Genomic DNA, 17,976 nt, shown 5'->3' with positions numbered 1-17,976 from the left:
ACGTCATTCAATTGCTTTAAGGCCTACCGCTCCAGCAATGATGCAACATAAGAATAGCATTCGCTTCCAGCCCGCTGATTCTCTAAAAAAGAAAATACCTATTAATACTGCTCCTGCTGCTCCTAAACCTGTCCATATCGCATAGGCCGTACCAAGTGGTATATCTCGCATCGCAAGTGACAAAAACAAAAACCCGCCTGAAAAAGATAGGATCACCATTAACAGCCATTGAAGCGATTTTTTTTGAAGATAAATATTGATGAACATCACTCCAAAAATTTCACCGAAACTGGCAATAACCAGATACAACCAAGCCAATTTATCCCCCCCTATGTATGACTGTTTCCTTTTTCGCTTCGGTTGTTGTAATCTTAATACCAATAACACCTATTATAATTAACCCAATAAAAAATAGTTTTGCAACAGAAAATGCTGCACCAAAAATAAGAAAGTCAATTAAAACAATTGCAGCAGCTCCTGAACCGGTAAACACAGCGTAAACAGTCCCTGTTGGTAATTGTTCACTGGCTTTCACAATAAAATAAAAACTCAAAATAATAATAAAAATAGTACCAATCCACTCCATCAATGAATCAGAATATTTCAAACCAATGACCCAGAATACCTCGACAATAGCAGCAAAAAGAACATAAAGCCAACCCAAATCTCTAAAGCCTCCTATAATAATACTATTTCAAAACTACCTTACTATTTCGATAAGAGCAACTTATTCCTATTTTTCACTTTATCATATCACCAATTTGCCCATAATAATATCGTTCACAGAATGTTCATTGCTCTTCTTGGCACCGCCTGTTAAAATCATGTTAGAAATTGTTTTAGTTTGTTAAAAATCGATTAATGATTGAGAGGTGAAACATTCATGCTACCTATTGATCGTCAAAATCAAATTAAAAAACTAATAAAAAAGAAACAGACATTAAAAATTTCCGAGCTAAGTGAAATGCTTGATGTATCTGAAATGACGATCCATCGGGACTTAAGGCCATTGATTGAGTCTGGAGACGTCATTAAAACTTTTGGTGGTGTAACCATTGCTCAAAAGCACAAATCATCTGCGAATCCCGAGGAATGCACCGTATGCCAACGTTCTATCAACGAAAGAATGGCTTACAGGCTTATTCTGCCAAATAATCAAGTTGAGACTGCATGCTGTGCCCACTGTGGACTTCTTAGACATCGTCAGTTAAATGAGCAAGTTGTTCAGGCATTATGTTATGATTTTCTGAAACAAACCACAATAAGTGCACCTTTGGCATGGTTTGTCATGGATACTTCCCTTCATCTGGGCTGCTGTCAACCACAAGTTTTACCATTTGAGTGGAGAGATCATGCGGAAAAATTTGTTCATGGATTTGGAGGTAACGTTTATCCATTTCATGAAGCGCTGGAAATTGTCTTTAAAAAGATGAATGAGGGTAATGTGAATCCTTGTCAACACCATTAAAGAAAGGAAGTCATAAATGAGATTCATAAAATTTTTTGCCTTTATTTTTATCCTGTTCCTCGCTGCTTGCGGCGGTGAAGACATTGAAACAAATATGTCTGAAGAGGTTGCAGATTTTGAATTTACAACACAAGATGAAAAAAAATTAAGTAATAAAGATTTAGAGGGCGAATGGTGGGTAGCAGATTTCGTCTTTACAAACTGTACGACTGTTTGTCTACCAATGACCTCAAACATGTCCATTTTACAAGATAAATTAAAAGAAGAAGACCTAGATGTTCAGCTTGTTTCCTTTAGTGTTGACCCTGAACATGATACACCGGAAGTGTTAAGGGACTACGCCAAAGAATATGAAGCCGATCTTGATAACTGGACGTTCTTGACAGGATATGACTTTCAAACCATTAAAGAACTTTCTATTAAATCTTTTCGTTCTCTCTTAGCGGAACCCCAACCCGGGGATGATCAAGTGACACATGGAACAAACTTCTTTCTGATTAATCCAGAGGGAGAAATCGTAAAAAAATATGATGGTGTGGATAAAAAGGAAATAGAAACAATTGTGGAGGATTTAAAGGCTGTGCTCTAACATGAATAAAAACAAGGGGGAAAAGAAGAATGAGACGGAAAATATGGATATTTCTTTTTGTTCTCATGCTAATGCTATTAGCAGCATGCAGTGATAATCATTCAGACGAAACAAAAGAAGAAACAGAGGAATTAGCAGAACTGAAAGTTGATTTCGCTTTGCCTGAATCTGCAGAAGTTGACGAAGAAGTCGAGTTAAAAGCTATTGTTACTTATGGTGACGAAAAAGTGAAAGATGCAGATGAAATGGAATTTGAATACTGGAAGCAAGGAAATGAAGACGATAGCACTACAGTTGAAGCACAAAATAATGAAGATGGAACATATACAGCGAAAGTAAGCTTTGAAGAAGATGCTGTTTATGAAATCTATGCACATACAACAGCAAGAGATTTACACACTATGCCAAAAAAATCGATAGAAGTAGGAAATGCGATTGCCGATGAACATGATGCTCATGACGAACATGGAGATCATGAGCACGAGAATGCTGATGGCCTTCACATGCATTTCATGGAGCCTGAAGAGGTCAAAACAGATGAGGAAGTAGACTTAATCACACATTTACAAATGGATGATGAGCCTATTGAAAAAGCAGATGTTCAATACGATATCTCTAAGAAAGACGAATCGGATAATCAAGAAACAGCGGAGGCAGAAGAAACAAAAGCAGGTGAATATAAAGCAACACATACTTTCTCAGAAGCAGGCTCTTATACGATACAAATTCATGTTGAAGATGATGATGGAGTAAAAGAACAAGAAGAATATAAAATTGAAGTAAAATAAAACTTTTAAAACCCAAATCAGAACAATGATTTGGGTTTTTTGATCGATTTATTCAGGTACCTATCCAAGCATGTAGTCAGAAAGGAAGACTATTTACTTTATACGTAAGAATAATCCCTAATTTATGCATTATCATCATCGAAAGTCCAGCTGCAATTTGATCAAATTTTGTATTAAAAGGAGGCGGAAGTAATGCAACGGGGTCAGACGGACCTGCAAAACAAAGTCCTGTGGTTAATTCATTTAGAAATGGATTGGTCATTCCATCCATGAAAGCATATACAATGAATATTACACATGCTGGCATTATTAAAAGACTGCTTAAAAATGCATATCGCTTCTTTTTCTTTTTAGGTAGCTGTCTGTTTGCCGTACCTGCAATTGGCCACCACATAATAACAGCCAGTATAAATAATATAATTCCATAAACTTTATGAATTGCTGGATATTTAGATAGTAGTGTTAACACAAAAGGCATGTGGTAAAAAAAGAATAATATAGCGAAGATACACAGAGTGATGAACGGAAGGAATAAAATAAATTTCTTTTTTCTCAAATTTATTTTTTTTCTCATATATTCAATGATTTGGCTAGGTATTCCCAATAAAAATAAAGGAGGAATAATAAAATAAATGATACTCATCTGAATCATATGCAAACTGAATGAAGCATGGCTAACACCCGCAAAAGGACTTCCAAGAGACAAATAAACTAAACACAAACAGAGAACAAAAAGGGATGATTGCTTTTTTTTCAGATTCATCTTCATCCAATATTTAATCAGAAAGAAATAAAAACAGGCAATTGCGACTAAGCCAATCAACCATGGTATATTCCACTGCATGTGATCTTCGAGCAATACTTCATACATCATTTGTATCCCTCCAAAATCAAACCTATCATTGTATCAAATTCACACCCAACGATTTATCATCTATTTATTCTATGCAAAACTGGAATAAAGTGTGATTGGGAAGGGTTAAAAAATACAGGAAGAGACCTAGTAATGGACGCCCCTTCCTTTTACATTCTACTCTCTGTATCCGGTATTTGCCTTCACCTTTACTTCTGCATATCTTCTGGGATCTCTTTCTTTTGATAAAACTGTTCCTAGATATCCCCCTAAAAATCCAAGTGGTACTGAAAACAATGCGGGATTTGTAAACGGGAATATAGGATCTCCGACAAACATTGCCTCTCCTGGCACGGGAGAAAATACATTTGGACTTAATATAACAAGTACAAGAGATACTATTAATCCAGTCAACATTCCAGTAACTGCGCCACTTGTATTAAATCTCTTCCAATAGATCGTATATAAAATAACCGGTAAATTGGCACTTGCAGCAACACAAAATGCTAATGACACGAGAAAAGCAACGTTTAGATTTTGGGCAAATAATGCTAATATAATCGAAAATACAGATACTCCAAACGATGCATATTTTGCAGCAAGCATTTGATCTCGATCTGAAATCTTACCTTTCTTAATAATTTGACCATACACATCATGGGCAAATGCAGATGCACCTGATAAAACGAGCCCCGCTACAACAGCAAGAATCGTAGCAAATGCGACTGCTGATACAAATGACAATAAGAAATCTCCGCCGAGCGCTTCAGCCAGCAGTGGTGCAGCCATGTTTCCCGCTGTATTTGCAGATGTAATGGCTTTTGAACCCACAAACGCAGCCGCTCCAAAACCAAGAAAAACAGTTAAGACATAGAAAATGCCAACAACCCATGTAGCAGTAATGACAGAACTTCTTGCTGTTTTCGCATCTTTAACAGTAAAGAAACGCATTAATATATGTGGTAAACCAGCTGTTCCTAATACCAATGCGATCATTAGTGAAATCGTACCAAGTGGATCTGTGTACTTAAGTCCGGGTTTCAAGTAGTCTGCACCATGTTCTGTAACCGTTTTCATCTCACTGAACATGTAAACAAGATTAAAGTTAAATTTAGCTAATACCATAAATGAGATAATGACGGTTCCAAGCATTAATAAAAGTGCTTTAATAATTTGTACCCAACTTGTAGCTGTCATTCCGCCAAACAATACATAAATGGTCATCATTACGCCAACAATTAAAACAGCAACCCAATAATCTATGCCAAACAATAACTGAATAAGTGCACCTGCCCCAACTAACTGAGCAATCATATAAAAAATAACTATAACAATTGTATTTAAAGCAGCTGCCCCCCTTACTTTTTTTGCGTCAAAACGTGCATTTATCATATCAGCAAGTGTATATTTTCCAAGATTTCTCAAAGGTTCGGCTACTAAAAAAAGGACAACAAGATAAGCAATTAAAAATCCAATACTATAGAAAAATCCATCAAATCCATTCAGTGCTATAGCTCCTGCAATACCAAGAAAGGAGGCAGCGGATAAATAATCACCTGCAATTGCCAACCCATTTTGCCATCCCGTTAACCCGCCTCCAGCAGTGTAAAAGTCACCTGTTGATTTTGTTCTTTTTGCGGCCCAATATGTAATAACTAAGGTGCCTGCTACAATAAGAAGAAAGAAAAAAATCACTGTTGCATTCATGAATCGATTCCTCCCTTATCTAGCTGTTCCTCGATTATTTCATTTGATTTTTTATCAAAAACAGCTGCTTTTCTAATGTAGATAATAGATAGCACCCAAGTCATTACAAACTGCGCAAAGGCATAAACCCAAACCCACGTAATATCCCCAATTACTGGTGTGTTTAAAATAGTTGTATAGGACGTTAATATCGGTAACATAAAATAAAATACAATAAAGAAAATTGTAAACGGAATAATAAACTTTTTCCTTTCATTCATTAATTGTTTAAATTTTCTACTCCTAGCAACTTCTTCATAGTCTGGCGGGTTACTTACGCTTCTTGCTAATTCTTTTTCCAATAATACCAACTCCTATCTTCATCATTTTAAATGATTTGTTGTGATTTAGTATATCAATATAGATGCATATTTTCAAAATAATTCGGAAATTATTGTATATTTTAAAAATATAGAAAACATCAGTTATAAACTTTATTAGATAAGAATTATCCATCCGTATGCCTTACAAAAATTCAAGCTTTAGTATTAAAAAAGGTCTGCCCCTCTGCAAGGGACAGACCGTTCCAGTTTATAAAGTAACTGCAGTTACTTTATAAATATCTTCTAATTCTTTTAGTAATTCAAGTCCTGTTTGCTCTACCTGTTTATCGACTGTCAACATCATGATTGCATCACCGCCAACATCTGATCTTCCTACTTGCATTGTTGCTATATTTATATTATCTTTTGCAAGTGTTGTTCCCACTCTGCCGATAGCACCCGGCTGGTCTTTATGATGGACTAATACCATGTGGCCTTCCGGTATAACATCTACTCGATAATTGTCTACTTTGATAATACGGGCTCCATAGCCATTTAATAATGTTCCTGCTACTTTTCTTGTTTCTGATTTGGTTTTAACTTCTACCGTAATTAAATTTGTGAATCCTTTTGTAGTAGAAGTTTTATTCTCATTAATGATAATACTTTTTTTCTCTGCTAAGTATGCTGCATTTACGTCGTTTACATGATCCCCTAAGTAACGTTTTAATACGCCTTTCACAGTATTGCGTGTTAATGGTGCTACTTCTAATTCAGAAAGCTCTCCAGCATAGTATATATTAATCTCTTCAGCTGCTTCTTCTACAAGACGAGCTAGAAATGCACCTAATTTCTCAGATAAATGGAAATATGGTTCAATTTCGCTCATAATGTCTTGTGGTACAGCAGGCAGATTTACTGGATTTTGTGGTACTCCGCCTGACAGAATGTTTACAACGTCACGACTAACATCGATTGCTACATTTTCTTGCGCTTCTACAGTACTGGCACCAAGATGTGGTGTAGCAATTACCTCAGGAAGTTCAAGTAATTTATGATTACTAATAGGCTCTTCTTCAAATACATCTAATGCCGCACCAGCTACCTTCTTAGCCATAATTGCTTCATACAATGCATCCTCATCAATAATACCACCACGTGCACAGTTGATAACTCGTACAGAGTCTTTCATTAAGTCAAATGCATCTTGATTAATGAGATGTTTCGTTTCTTTCAAGAGAGGCGTATGAACAGTGATAAAGTCAGCTGCTTTTAGCACTTCTTCTATCGTTCCACATTCAATTCCCATATTCTCTGCTTTTTCTTCTGTTAAAAAGGGGTCATAAGCAATCACATTCATCCGCTGTCCTTTAGCTCTCGTAGCTACCTCTGCACCAATTCTGCCAAGCCCTACAATTCCTAAAGTTTTGTTTTTTAGCTCCACTCCCACATGTGACTTACGATCCCACCGTTCTTGTTTTAGAGCGTAGTAGGCTTGAGGAATTTTGCGCGCCAAAGACATAAGCATCGCCATTGTGTGTTCTGCTGCGGAGTTTGTATTCCCATCAGGTGCATTCACAACAATAACACCAGCTTCAGTTGCTGCCTCCAAATCAATATTGTCAACACCGACCCCAGCTCGTCCGATTACTTTTAACTTTTCTCCATGTGCAAATACTTCCTTTGTTACTTGCGTTTGACTGCGTACTAATAATCCGTCAAAGTCTTTTATCCTCTCAAGCAACTGATCATTTGTCAAATCTGTCTCCATTACTACTTCGATGTTATCCGCCTCACGTAAAGGGAATATACCATCTTCACTTAAAGGATCACTAATTAAAATACGAAATGTCATTGTTGACTTACCTCCTGTTTTAAATAGCATTCTTGGGCCGCTGCTACTCCTTGACCAAGTGTTACATCCTTGCCTAATTTTCGTAAGCCCAATTCCATTAAACCAATGGTTTGTATTACATCTGCCGGTGAACAATAACCCATATGACCAATTCGAACAATCTTTCCTTTTAGGTGTTGCTGGCCACCAGCCAACTCCAATCCAAATTCCTGTTTCACCTGTTTACGTAACATCTCTCCATCAAAATCTTCTGGTTGAATAGCTGTTACCGTAGGTGATGCAGTCGCGTCAGATGTCAGAAGCGGAATATCAAGCGCTTTAAAAGCGTTACGAGTCATTTCCATCATTATTTGATGCCTTTGGAAAACTTGTGCTAATCCCTCTTTTTCCATTAATGCTAAAGCCTGTTCAAGTCCAAACAACAAAGACAGTCCTGGAGTAAATGGTGTTGAAGCCTCATTTAAACTTTTTCGGTATTTATTTAAGTCTAAATAGAAACGTGGCTGCTGATTTTCCTCTATTACTTCCCAAGCACGCTCACTAACTGCAATAAAAGTTAGTCCTGCAGGTAACATCATAGCTTTTTGTGAACCAGTAACAAAGACATCAACACCCCATTCATCCATCTTTGTTTCCACTCCGCCAACACAGGAAACACCGTCTACTACCATTAGAGCTTTTGAATTTTCATGTACGACATTGCTAATTTCCCGTATCGGATTTAGCACACCTGTTGATGTTTCACAATATGTCGAAAAGACTGCTTTAATTTGAGGATTGTTTTTCAGATAATCTTTCACGATCTCAGGTTGAACAGCATCTCCCCATGTGATATCCAAACGGTGTACATTCAGTTGATAAGATTCGCAAATTTTAGCAAAACGATCTCCAAATGCACCCGTTACAATAACAAGTACATCATCGCCAGCTTGAGCAGTATTTACCACTGCAGCTTCTAAGCCAGAAGTACCACTACCCGTAATGATAAGCACATCCTGTTCTGTTCCAAATACAGGAGATAGTTTTGGTTTGATTCGCTGAAGGAGTTCTTTCGTCTCAATCCCCCGATGACCGATCATCGGTTGACTCATTGCCCGCTGAATACTCGGCGGTATAGGTGAAGGCCCTGGAATACGTAGTATATTCGTATCTTGTAGCATGATTAATCCCCTCTCAATTTTAGAAATCAAATACTATAAAAAATAAAAAAGCCCTTTCGCCCTTAATAGCTTAAGCTAAGGGGCGAAAAGGTTTCATTTTTCGCGGTACCACCCTTTTTTTACTGCATATGAATCCTATACGCAGTCTTCATTGGATTTACGATAACGGCCAGGTTGCCGGACAAACCTACTGTATGGTTTCAATTTGTCTATTCCGAAGTGCCGTTCACAAAAAGAATACACTGATTTACACCATCCATCAGCTCTCTAAAGTATCTCATTTTCATGAACCTATCTTCATCTTTATAGTTATTTATGAAATTGCTATAAAATAATAAATTTTTTAATTAATAATAATAATCATAGCAAAATTTCATTTATTGTCAACATATTTTGATATAATAATTTGAAAGAAAGAATTTAAATCGGTTGCTCAAATAAGTTCACACCTTCTTGCTCTTATATAAGAGTTTCATATTTCACCAGTTATTTAAATACTCTTTTCCCATCTATTTAATCAACTTAATTTATAAAGTAGCCCTAAATTTTATATATTTGTACATTTAACTGATTCTATATACTTCTTTATTCTTTAATTCTCTGCGAAGTATTTTTCCGCTGATTTTTGTTTTTGGTAACTTATCCAGCACTTCAATTTCTCTAGGAGCTGCATGTGCTGATAGATTATTTCTTACAAATACACGAATTTCTTCAAGTAACTCTTGGGACTCTTTATAGCCAGTTCGTAATACAATAAATGCTTTCACTAACTCCCCGCGAAGTGCATCTTGTTTACCAATGACCCCCGCTTCTGCCACTGCCGGATGTTCAATGAGTTTACTTTCTACTTCAAAAGGGCCGATTCTCTCCCCGGCTGAATTAATCATATCGTCGCTTCTGCTATGAAAAAACACATAGTCTTCATCGTCTTGAAAAGCCATGTCACCAGATACATACCAGCCTTTATATTTAAAATAAGAATTGAACTTATCTTTGCTTCCCCAAATCTCCTTCATCAAACCGGGCCACGGTGTACGAATAGCTAATTGTCCAACGGAACCACGTGGTAATTCCTTTCCGCTTTCATCTAATATTCCTACTTTAATCCCTGGAAATGGCCTTCCCATTGATCCTGGTTTAATAGGTTCTGAAGGTAAGTTTACAATCAAATGTCCTCCGGTCTCAGTCATCCACCATGTATCGTGAATACGAATTCCTAGTTGATTCCATGCCCAGTGAATAACCTCTGGATTTAAAGGCTCACCTACACTTAGGACGTGCCTTAAGGAGGAAAGATCATATTTTTTCAATAAATCACCTTGGGATAATAACATTCTAAAAGCAGTTGGCGCACTGTACCATGTGGTTACTTTTAATTCTTCTATTATTTCATACCAATTTTCAGCTTTAAAACGTCCTCCCTGAATGACGACTGTAGCTCTATTTAACCAAGGAGCAAATAAGCCATATACACTTCCTGTTACCCATCCTGGATGAGAGGTACACCAATATACATCATCGTCTTTAAGATCCAACACCCATCTACCTGATTCATAATGATGAATCATAGCACGATGAGCGTGCAAAATCCCCTTCGGTTTACCAGTTGATCCACTTGTATAGTGTATAATGAATCCGTCTTCTAAATGAACCCACTCGATAGTCGCCTCTATATTTGGAGTATTATAAAAGGAATCCTCCAAATCCTCTGTAAACAAAATTGATCGGAGGGAAGGAATATCTTTATTAGAAACGCGATTAATTAAGTATTTATCTGTAATAAGCATTGTTGCACTACAGTCATTCATCCGATCTGTTATTGCTTCCTTCATAAACGCTTCAAATAACGGTCCAGCAATTCCACCAATCTTAATAATCGCTAAAATAGAAATATAGCATGCAGGGGTTTTAGGTAGTAAAACAAACACTCTATCTCCTTTTTTCACGCCATTTTCTTTTAAAACACGAGCATAATGATCTGTTTTTTCTTTAACTTCTGCAAATGTTAAAACTTCTCTCTTATCACCATTTACGTACTGAAGTGCAACTCTCTCTCCAAAACCTTCATCAACATGTCTGTCGATCGTTTCATAAGCAATATTTACTTTTCCTGTTTTCCAAAAACTTAATTTTTCTGCTGCATTATTCCATGAAAATGATTCGTTTATAGCTTGGTAATCTTGTAAATTATATGTACCTGTAATTGACGGAAGCTCATTATTTACTGTAGACATGTTCATCTCCTCCTATTAAATTTAAGCTATCTAATATCTCTGTTTTAAACTCTGCGGATTTCCTACTGCCTCTTTTTCTAGGACGTGGTTCGGCTAATCTAATTTCTTTAGCAATTTCTCCTGGATGACCGCATAAGATAATAATTCGATCACATAAATAAATTGCTTCATCAACATCATGGGTAACTAACACCATTGTGGATTGATAACTTTCCCATACATCCAGTAATAAATCTTGTAAATGCATCTTGGTGAATGCATCCAACGCACTAAATGGTTCGTCCAATAATAGAATTTCCGGAGATGTAATCAAAGACCGGGCGATTGCTACACGTTGGGCCATTCCTCCAGAAAGCTGTTTTGGATAAAGATGTTCACTTCCAGCTAAGCCAACATCTTTCAAATATTGCCTTGCACAATCCTGCTTCTTTAGCTTGCTCCCTTTTAATCCAAACGTAACGTTATCCATTACTGTAAGCCAAGGCATTAAACGGGGTTCTTGAAACATAAAACCAGTATTCTTATGCATTCCTTTTGATATATAATCATTTATAACTATTTCTCCACTATATTCATTATCCAAGCCAGAAATAGCACGTAATAACGTACTTTTTCCACAACCACTCGTACCTAAAATACCAATAATTTCTCCTGGATTTGCAGTAAAAGAAATGTTTCTAACAACTGTTTTACCATTAAATGTTCGGCTAACATCTTTCATTTCTAAACTCACCATGTATACCTCCCGCTATGATTTCATTAAATTGTCCTGCCAGTGTAACGCTTGTTTTTCGATAACTTTCAAAATCCAATCGAAAAATTTTCCGATAATCGCAAATAAAATAATACTAGCAATAATTATCTCGGGAGAAAGTGTATTCTGGCCTAGAACCAACAAGTACCCTAGTCCTTCACTGGCCCCCATCAATTCTGCAGCAACAACAAACATCCAACCGAGTCCTAAACCACTTCGCAAACCAACGAGGAAAGAAGGCAATGCTCCCGGCAAAATGATCCTGCGAATTAATTGAAATATATTTAAATCATAAATTTTTCCGACTTCAATTAATTTTCGGTCAACTCCAAGTATTCCGCTCACAACATTAAGATAGACAGGGAAAAAGACACCAACTGCTATCATTGTTATTTTAGATGGCTCGCCAATTCCCATCCATAAAATGAACAATGGCACCCATGCAAGCGATGGAATAGAACGAAAAGCTTGAATCATTGGATCAAATAATCGCTCTGCATTTTTATAAAAGCCAACAAGTGACCCTAATAGGACAGCAGCTACTGTACCAATTAGAAACCCCATCAAAACACGATAGGTTGTAATTCCAATATGATCCCATAAAGTTCCTTCCTGTGCCATTTCTTTAATGGTAATTAAAATCGTTGTCGGTGCTGGGAGTTGGTAAGTTGGGAAAAATCCTACTCGACTTAATCCTTCCCACGCAATAATTAGAATAATTGGAATGAAACTTCCTAAAAGAACAGATTGAAGATTTTTTGACTGCTTCTTTTTCATTTTTTCATTACCTTTGATGCGCTCTGTAACAAACACAGATGCTATTTCTTCTTTATGCTTTGCCAATTTTATCCTCTCCTTTAGAATAGAACTAATTATCTACTCAATCGTTTCTTTTGCAAATGAGGGGTCAATTAGCTCTATAACAAGTTTTTCGACATTTGCATCCTCATCAATAACTTCTCCGTTTTGTAACACTTTACCAGCTTCTATTAAAGATCTTTGCTGATCTTTACCAGGAACTGGTCCAGAAAAATCATTACGTTCTAATTGCTTTTGTGCTACATCTACTGGAATACTTGCTTCTTCCGCTAGGATTTCTGCTGCCTCTTTAGGATTTTTAATTGTCCAAGTTCTTGCTTTTTCATACACCTCAATGACACGACTGACATATTCAGGATACTGTTCAACAAAACTCTCTCTTACATTTAAAAAACCGTATGTATTAAAATCTACGTTCCGATAGAATAACTCAGCATCAGATTCTATTTCTAGTCGAGCCATGTGAGGGTCAAGGCCAGCCCATCCATCCACAGACCCTGAAGTTAGCGCAGATGCCCCGTCCCCATGCTGTAGATTAACAATCTCAACATTACTGGCTGAAACCCCCTCCTCATTTAATGAACGAAGTAAGAAGATATAAGGATCTGTACCCAGTGTTGCCGCAACCTTCTTTCCTTGTAAATCATTTATACTTTCAATCTTGGAGTCTGCACGGGAGACAAGCGCAGTCCATTCCGGCTTTGAATAAATATATACATTTTTGATTGGCGCACCATTTGCCTTAGACATTAATGCAGCCGCACCTGCTGATGAACCAAAGTCAATACTGTCGCTATTTAAAAACTCTAATGCTTTATTGCTGCCTTGACTTAAAACCCACTCTATCTCAATACCTTCTTCTTCAAATGTCTCTTCTAGCCATCCAAACTTTTTAAGAACCAAGCTAGTTGGTGAATAATAGGCATAATCTAACCGAATTTTTTCTGGTGTACCTTTCGAGCTTGTTTTTGAAAAACATCCCATAGTTAGGAATAGTAAAACTCCTATTAGTCCTATTAATGTGAATTTTCCGACATAATGCTTTCTAAAAATCCTTTTTTCAAGCATTTTACCCTCTCCTTTTTCTATAAAATAATAAATAAAAACCCTCTTCCTAAGAAGAGGGTTAAAAAAACTATTCTCTCTTCTCATCTACCAGGAAATATCCTGCAGGAATTAGCACCTTCATAAACTATTTAATCTAGCCTATGGGTTGCCGGGCATCATTGGGCCAGTCCCTCCGCCTCTCTGGATAAGAAACTTATTTATAAATTTATACGAATAACTACTATACTAAAAAAACCTCTCAGATAAGTTAGAGAGGTTCATCTATTCTCATCTTATCTTCCTAAGCATCTTGCTTAGCTGGATTTAGCACCTATTAGGTATAGCACCTAATGGTTGCTGGGTATCATCGGGCCAGTCCCTCCACCACTCTGGATAAGATTTATTTAATTTTATTAACTAATGATAATTCAGAGTCTATCACAAGGAATTATTTCTGTCAACACTGTTACTGTAAAAATATGAATATTTATAAGGTCATGCATAATCTAGAGAGCTTTGAAGAAATTCTGTTCATCCCAAATAACGATGATAAAGTGTTTTGGCTTCCGATATATTCTTCGTTCCATGTATAAGTGTACGACCATCCTGAAATAGAACGAGCCGCTTTTTTTCAACTGTAAAAGAAAGCAGAAATGGGTTTTGTTCTACCTTCCCCATAGATGACAATGTCTGAGCTATCGTTTCTAAATCACGTTTTTCTTTTTTGGCCGGACGAATTTGAACAGAATCTCTTCCACAAAGCACAGCTGATTTTGTTTGATTTTCATAATCAAGGAATGGGTACGTAGGATGAACGCCGCAGGAGGTGCAATCAGCTTTTCTTAAACTAGAAACATTGATTTTTGATTCTTCGTTTTTCCAAAGATCAAAGGATACTAATTTTTCTCTTCGTGCGCCCCAATCTTCTGTAAGTATTTTTAGTGCCTCGGCTGTTTGATACACTACGACCATATTAGCTGCAGGACTGATGATCCCCGCGGTATCACAGGTCAGTCCGCCAATAGGCACAGTTTCCATCAAACAATGTAAACATGGTGTTTGATTTGGAATAATTGTAAAACTAATACCATAGCTCCCGACACAAGAGCCATAAATCCAAGGCACCCCATATTTCTGTGAAATATCATTAATAATCATCCGAATATCAAAATTATCGGTAGCATCTATTATTAGATCAACATTTTCTATTAAGCTTTCAAATTCTTGCGGACCGACATCTAAAATATGGGCTTCTATTTCTACCTCAGAATTAACTTGTTGGAGCCGCTTTTTGGCAGCAATTGCTTTTGGTATACGCTCTATTGCGTCTGATTCAACAAATAGCTGTTGTCGTTGTAAATTACTCCATTCAACATAATCGCGATCCACTATCGTTATTTTTCCAACACCCCCGCGGACAAGTGATTCCGCATTACCTGTGCCAAGAGCCCCTGCTCCCACGAGTAACACATGCTTTTTTTTTAGTCTTCTTTGTCCCTTTTCACCAATCGGAGCGAACAGCGTTTGTCTGGAATAACGATCATTCATCCGATACTCAGCCCTTCCATTGGACTGCTTGCTGTTGCTGTTCGTTTTTTAGGAATTCTTCCAGCTTCATAACCTAAGCGGCCCGCTTCAATTGCGAGTTTCATCGCTTTAGCCATTTTTACTGGGTCATCTGCAGCAGATACCGCTGTATTTAGTAACACAGCGTCAGCTCCTAATTCCATCGCTATTGCAGCATCAGCAGGAGAACCAATACCAGCGTCGACAATCACTGGAACCTTTGTTTGTTCAACAATAAAACGTAAATGAAGCGGATTAATAATTCCTTGACCTGATCCAATTGGTGAAGCTCCCGGCATGATCGCATGGGCACCAAGTTCTTCCAGTCTTTTAGCAAGCACAACATCATCAGAAGTATATGGCAGAACTGTAAAACCTTCTTTGAGCAGTTCCTCTGTTGCTTTTAATGTTTCCACAGGATCCGGAAGCAACGTCTTATCGCAACCAATAACTTCTACTTTGATCATATCGCAAAGCCCTGAGGCTTGAGCTAGTTTAGCATGGCGTACTGCTTCTTGAGCTGTTTTTGCACCAGCTGTATTTGGTAGCAAGTTAACTTTATCTAAATCTATTTTTTCAAGAAAATTAGGTTGACTTGGTTCATAAATGTTCATGCGCCGGACAGTAAATGTTAAAATTTCAGATTCTGATACCTCTACGGCTTGTTTTTGAATATCAAAATTTGGATATTTTCCTGTTCCTAATAGTAATCTGGAATGAAATTGTTTATCGTTAATGGTTAGCATCTCAACCGCCTCCTACAAATTGGACTAATTCTATTTTGTCACCTTCAAAAATTTGAGTTTTTTCATGTGCATTTTTATCTAAAATCGTGTCATTATGTTCCACAATGATGACAGGGTTGTTTATGTTAAAATGATCAATAACTCCTTTAATTGTACGCACCGAATCAGGTACAGTTACAACCTCCCCGTTTACTCGCAGATTCACTTGCTCACCTCCTCTACACTACGTTGTTTTATTTAAAAAGGGGCTTCTATTTCCTCTCCCTCAAGAAGTTTGGCCATATTTAACCCGGTAATAGGTGCAAGAAGTATTCCATTCCGGTAGTGACCTGTAGCAATCGATAATCCCTCAAACAGCGGGTGTCTTCCCATGTATGGTGTTTTATCAGCTGTTTGCGGCCGAATCCCAGCCCAAGATTTTTCCCACTGTGCACAGGTTAATTCCGGAATCAGTTTGATAGCGCGCTGCATAAGCTGAACGAGGCCCTCTAAATGAACCGATTCATCAAATGTATTTGCTTCTTCGGTCGCTCCAATAACTAGCCTTCCATCTGGTTTTGGCACAATATAACAACCTTTTGAGAATATCGTTCGTATAACCGGGCTCTTTTTAACCCGGACGGAAAAACATTCTCCTTTTACTGGATACGTGTTCAACTTTATCCCTAATTGACTTAGTAATTGTTCACTCCACGCCCCCCCTGTTATAACTGTTTCATCGGCAAATATTTTGCCTATCATCGTTTGAACGCCTATGATTCTATTTGTTTCTTTAATAAAACCACAAACCTCCGTATGTTCCATCATTTCTGCTCCCAGACCTATAGCAGCATGAGCTAATGCTCTAGATAGATTTGGTGGGGAAACATTTCCATCGTTTGGGATATACATAGCCCCTTTTATATACTCAGAAAGGGAAGGTTCCCACTCTCTTAATTCGTTTGGAGCTATCCAAGATGCACTTTCACCTAGCTTTTTCTGAATGGATATGATGGATGCTAGTGAAGCAGCTTCTGCATCCGTTTTCGCTATTTTAAATATCCCATTTTGTACGAGTTGAATATCTATTCCTGTCAATTCTTTTAATTCCTCTGCAAGTTTTGGAAACATTCCCCTGCTTTTTCTAGCTAAGCGGAATAATGGGCTATCTTTTTCCAATTCTGATTGCGCACCCAGCATTCCCGCTGCAGCACTTGATGCTTTGCTGGCTAGCTTATTTTTCTCCAGCAGCAGCACGTTTCTTCCTCGCTTACTTAATTGGTAAGCAATGGAACTCCCAATAACTCCGCCTCCAACGACAATCACATCATAATGTTTTTTCATCATTCACTTCGCCTTCTCTAAACTTTTTCTATATGCTAATGTAGCTTGTATAGGATTCTTTGCGAGTAAAACCCCTGATAGAACTGCAATCCCTCTAGCACCTGCTTTAATTACTTCTCCCGTATTTTCAGGAGTAATACCACCAATAGCTATGACTGGCACCTTGACGGTACTTGTAATTTCTTGTAATTTTTCAAGTCCTCTAGGAGGTATACCAGGTTTTGATTGTGTATTAAAAATATGACCATAAAACAAGTAATTTGCACCTTTTTCCTCCGCTAATATTGCTTGCTCCACTGAATGAGTTGAACAACCAATTTGCAATGATGGAAACGCTCCTTTTACCAAAGCAATATCTGCGCTATGATGTGTGAGCTGCACACCAATTGTTTGCATGATGTATGCAATATCAATACGGTCATTAATAATGATCTTTTCTTGCGGAACTCCTTTATCTATTAATGTTTGGACAACATCCACTATTTCCTTTGCAGTCCAATTTTTTTCACGTATATGGACCCTATCAACATATTCATGAATCGTTTGTAGAATGCCAGTAAAAGTTTCAGCAGATTGTTGTCCTGTTGAGATAAGATGTAATTGTTTAGTGAATGGAATCACCTCCCGTTCTGGAATCGTAAACTTTTGTCTTATCAACGGAAATGACTTTTATATAAACAAAAAACCACTTCCGTTACGCACAGCGCATAAGGAAGTGGTTTCAGATTTTTAACATAACAAATAATTACACATACTAAACATATG

General features: G+C 37.3%; 19 protein-coding genes, 2 riboswitches and 1 other annotated feature. Of the genes, 3 read left to right on the top strand and 16 right to left on the bottom strand.

What is annotated here, in order from left to right; translation table 11 throughout:
• Nucleotides 1-3: 3 nt before the first annotated feature.
• The gene (locus tag J2Z81_RS04005; protein ID WP_226370770.1) at nt 4-318 is read right to left on the bottom strand and encodes a DMT family transporter; all 315 of its coding nucleotides are present in this window, start codon (nt 316-318) and stop codon (nt 4-6) included.
• Nucleotide 319: 1 nt separating this feature from the next.
• Complete coding sequence (locus J2Z81_RS04000) at nt 320-664, bottom strand: DMT family transporter (RefSeq protein ID WP_226370769.1); 345 nt, start codon at nt 662-664, stop codon at nt 320-322.
• Nucleotides 665-883: 219 nt separating this feature from the next.
• Here J2Z81_RS04000 and J2Z81_RS03995 point away from each other — a divergent pair, with 219 nt between their 5' ends.
• From J2Z81_RS03995 to J2Z81_RS03985, 3 genes are read left to right on the top strand one after another with little or no spacing between them, the layout of a single operon-like run.
• Nucleotides 884-1,468 (top strand): DeoR family transcriptional regulator, encoded by a 585-nt coding sequence (locus tag J2Z81_RS03995; protein ID WP_029270453.1) that lies wholly within the window; start codon nt 884-886, stop codon nt 1,466-1,468.
• A gap of 16 nt (nt 1,469-1,484) precedes the next feature.
• The gene (locus J2Z81_RS03990) at nt 1,485-2,057 is read left to right on the top strand and encodes an SCO family protein (protein WP_029270455.1); all 573 of its coding nucleotides are present in this window, start codon (nt 1,485-1,487) and stop codon (nt 2,055-2,057) included.
• A 29-nt stretch (nt 2,058-2,086) separates the two neighbouring features.
• Nucleotides 2,087-2,845, top strand: a complete 759-nt coding sequence (locus J2Z81_RS03985) for a FixH family protein (protein WP_029270457.1) — start codon at nt 2,087-2,089, stop codon at nt 2,843-2,845.
• Between the two features lie 76 nt (nt 2,846-2,921).
• Here the strand turns inward: J2Z81_RS03985 and J2Z81_RS03980 are convergent, their stop codons facing one another.
• From J2Z81_RS03980 to tenI, 14 genes are all read right to left on the bottom strand, one after another.
• Nucleotides 2,922-3,719, bottom strand: a complete 798-nt coding sequence (locus tag J2Z81_RS03980; protein WP_029270459.1) for a cytochrome c oxidase assembly protein — start codon at nt 3,717-3,719, stop codon at nt 2,922-2,924.
• Nucleotides 3,720-3,875: 156 nt separating this feature from the next.
• Complete coding sequence (locus J2Z81_RS03975; protein WP_029270461.1) at nt 3,876-5,405, bottom strand: solute symporter family protein; 1,530 nt, start codon at nt 5,403-5,405, stop codon at nt 3,876-3,878.
• Nucleotides 5,402-5,746, bottom strand: coding sequence for a DUF485 domain-containing protein (locus J2Z81_RS03970; RefSeq protein WP_390337342.1), 345 nt, complete (start codon nt 5,744-5,746; stop codon nt 5,402-5,404). Before J2Z81_RS03970 ends, J2Z81_RS03975 begins: the two co-directional genes overlap by 4 nt.
• A gap of 229 nt (nt 5,747-5,975) precedes the next feature.
• Nucleotides 5,976-7,562, bottom strand: coding sequence for a phosphoglycerate dehydrogenase (gene serA, locus J2Z81_RS03965; protein ID WP_226370768.1), 1,587 nt, complete (start codon nt 7,560-7,562; stop codon nt 5,976-5,978).
• Complete coding sequence (locus tag J2Z81_RS03960) at nt 7,559-8,722, bottom strand: pyridoxal-phosphate-dependent aminotransferase family protein (protein WP_226370767.1); 1,164 nt, start codon at nt 8,720-8,722, stop codon at nt 7,559-7,561. Before J2Z81_RS03960 ends, serA begins: the two co-directional genes overlap by 4 nt.
• A gap of 75 nt (nt 8,723-8,797) precedes the next feature.
• Nucleotides 8,798-9,035: a binding site (T-box leader), on the bottom strand.
• 250 nt (nt 9,036-9,285) lie between these two features.
• Complete coding sequence (gene acsA, locus J2Z81_RS03955) at nt 9,286-10,956, bottom strand: acetate--CoA ligase (protein ID WP_226370766.1); 1,671 nt, start codon at nt 10,954-10,956, stop codon at nt 9,286-9,288.
• Nucleotides 10,940-11,689 carry an ABC transporter ATP-binding protein gene (locus J2Z81_RS03950; protein WP_226370765.1) on the bottom strand — a complete coding sequence of 250 codons (750 nt, stop codon included), beginning with the start codon at nt 11,687-11,689 and terminating at the stop codon, nt 10,940-10,942. The genes acsA and J2Z81_RS03950 overlap by 17 nt, the downstream gene beginning before the upstream one ends.
• 15 nt (nt 11,690-11,704) lie before the next feature.
• On the bottom strand, nt 11,705-12,487 hold the full coding sequence (locus tag J2Z81_RS03945; protein WP_226370795.1) for an ABC transporter permease: 783 nt from the start codon (nt 12,485-12,487) through the stop codon (nt 11,705-11,707).
• A 99-nt stretch (nt 12,488-12,586) separates the two neighbouring features.
• Nucleotides 12,587-13,597, bottom strand: coding sequence for an aliphatic sulfonate ABC transporter substrate-binding protein (locus J2Z81_RS03940; RefSeq protein WP_226370764.1), 1,011 nt, complete (start codon nt 13,595-13,597; stop codon nt 12,587-12,589).
• A 77-nt stretch (nt 13,598-13,674) separates the two neighbouring features.
• Nucleotides 13,675-13,788, bottom strand: a riboswitch (SAM riboswitch).
• Between the two features lie 78 nt (nt 13,789-13,866).
• A riboswitch (SAM riboswitch) is annotated at nt 13,867-13,976 on the bottom strand.
• Nucleotides 13,977-14,107: 131 nt separating this feature from the next.
• Complete coding sequence (locus J2Z81_RS03935) at nt 14,108-15,124, bottom strand: thiazole biosynthesis adenylyltransferase ThiF (RefSeq protein WP_226370763.1); 1,017 nt, start codon at nt 15,122-15,124, stop codon at nt 14,108-14,110.
• The gene (locus tag J2Z81_RS03930; RefSeq protein ID WP_029270469.1) at nt 15,121-15,888 is read right to left on the bottom strand and encodes a thiazole synthase; all 768 of its coding nucleotides are present in this window, start codon (nt 15,886-15,888) and stop codon (nt 15,121-15,123) included. Before J2Z81_RS03930 ends, J2Z81_RS03935 begins: the two co-directional genes overlap by 4 nt.
• A 1-nt stretch (nt 15,889) precedes the next feature.
• On the bottom strand, nt 15,890-16,093 hold the full coding sequence (gene thiS, locus J2Z81_RS03925) for a sulfur carrier protein ThiS (protein WP_029270471.1): 204 nt from the start codon (nt 16,091-16,093) through the stop codon (nt 15,890-15,892).
• Nucleotides 16,094-16,125: 32 nt separating this feature from the next.
• Complete coding sequence (gene thiO, locus J2Z81_RS03920; protein WP_156947738.1) at nt 16,126-17,214, bottom strand: glycine oxidase ThiO; 1,089 nt, start codon at nt 17,212-17,214, stop codon at nt 16,126-16,128.
• Nucleotides 17,215-17,868, bottom strand: a complete 654-nt coding sequence (tenI, locus tag J2Z81_RS03915) for a thiazole tautomerase TenI (RefSeq protein ID WP_226981218.1) — start codon at nt 17,866-17,868, stop codon at nt 17,215-17,217.
• Between the last annotated feature and the right edge of the window lie 108 nt (nt 17,869-17,976).

Source organism: Virgibacillus alimentarius, assembly GCF_017874635.1.
GTDB classification, from domain to species: domain Bacteria; phylum Bacillota; class Bacilli; order Bacillales; family Amphibacillaceae; genus Virgibacillus_B; species Virgibacillus_B alimentarius.
The sequence above is the reverse complement of the archived record's forward strand: the minus strand, read 5'-3'. Positions and strand labels throughout refer to the sequence as shown.

Coding starts and splice junctions, on each gene's coding strand:
- J2Z81_RS03995 (WP_029270453.1), top strand. CDS start 884: ATGCTACCTATTGATCGTCAAAATCAAATTAAAAAACTAATAAAAAAG.
- J2Z81_RS03990 (WP_029270455.1), top strand. CDS start 1,485: ATGAGATTCATAAAATTTTTTGCCTTTATTTTTATCCTGTTCCTCGCT.
- J2Z81_RS03985 (WP_029270457.1), top strand. CDS start 2,087: ATGAGACGGAAAATATGGATATTTCTTTTTGTTCTCATGCTAATGCTA.
- J2Z81_RS03980 (WP_029270459.1), bottom strand. CDS start 3,719: ATGATGTATGAAGTATTGCTCGAAGATCACATGCAGTGGAATATACCA.
- J2Z81_RS03975 (WP_029270461.1), bottom strand. CDS start 5,405: ATGAATGCAACAGTGATTTTTTTCTTTCTTCTTATTGTAGCAGGCACC.
- serA (WP_226370768.1), bottom strand. CDS start 7,562: ATGACATTTCGTATTTTAATTAGTGATCCTTTAAGTGAAGATGGTATA.
- J2Z81_RS03960 (WP_226370767.1), bottom strand. CDS start 8,722: ATGCTACAAGATACGAATATACTACGTATTCCAGGGCCTTCACCTATA.
- acsA (WP_226370766.1), bottom strand. CDS start 10,956: ATGTCTACAGTAAATAATGAGCTTCCGTCAATTACAGGTACATATAAT.
- J2Z81_RS03945 (WP_226370795.1), bottom strand. CDS start 12,487: ATGAAAAAGAAGCAGTCAAAAAATCTTCAATCTGTTCTTTTAGGAAGT.
- J2Z81_RS03940 (WP_226370764.1), bottom strand. CDS start 13,597: ATGCTTGAAAAAAGGATTTTTAGAAAGCATTATGTCGGAAAATTCACA.
- J2Z81_RS03935 (WP_226370763.1), bottom strand. CDS start 15,124: ATGAATGATCGTTATTCCAGACAAACGCTGTTCGCTCCGATTGGTGAA.
- J2Z81_RS03930 (WP_029270469.1), bottom strand. CDS start 15,888: ATGCTAACCATTAACGATAAACAATTTCATTCCAGATTACTATTAGGA.
- thiO (WP_156947738.1), bottom strand. CDS start 17,214: ATGATGAAAAAACATTATGATGTGATTGTCGTTGGAGGCGGAGTTATT.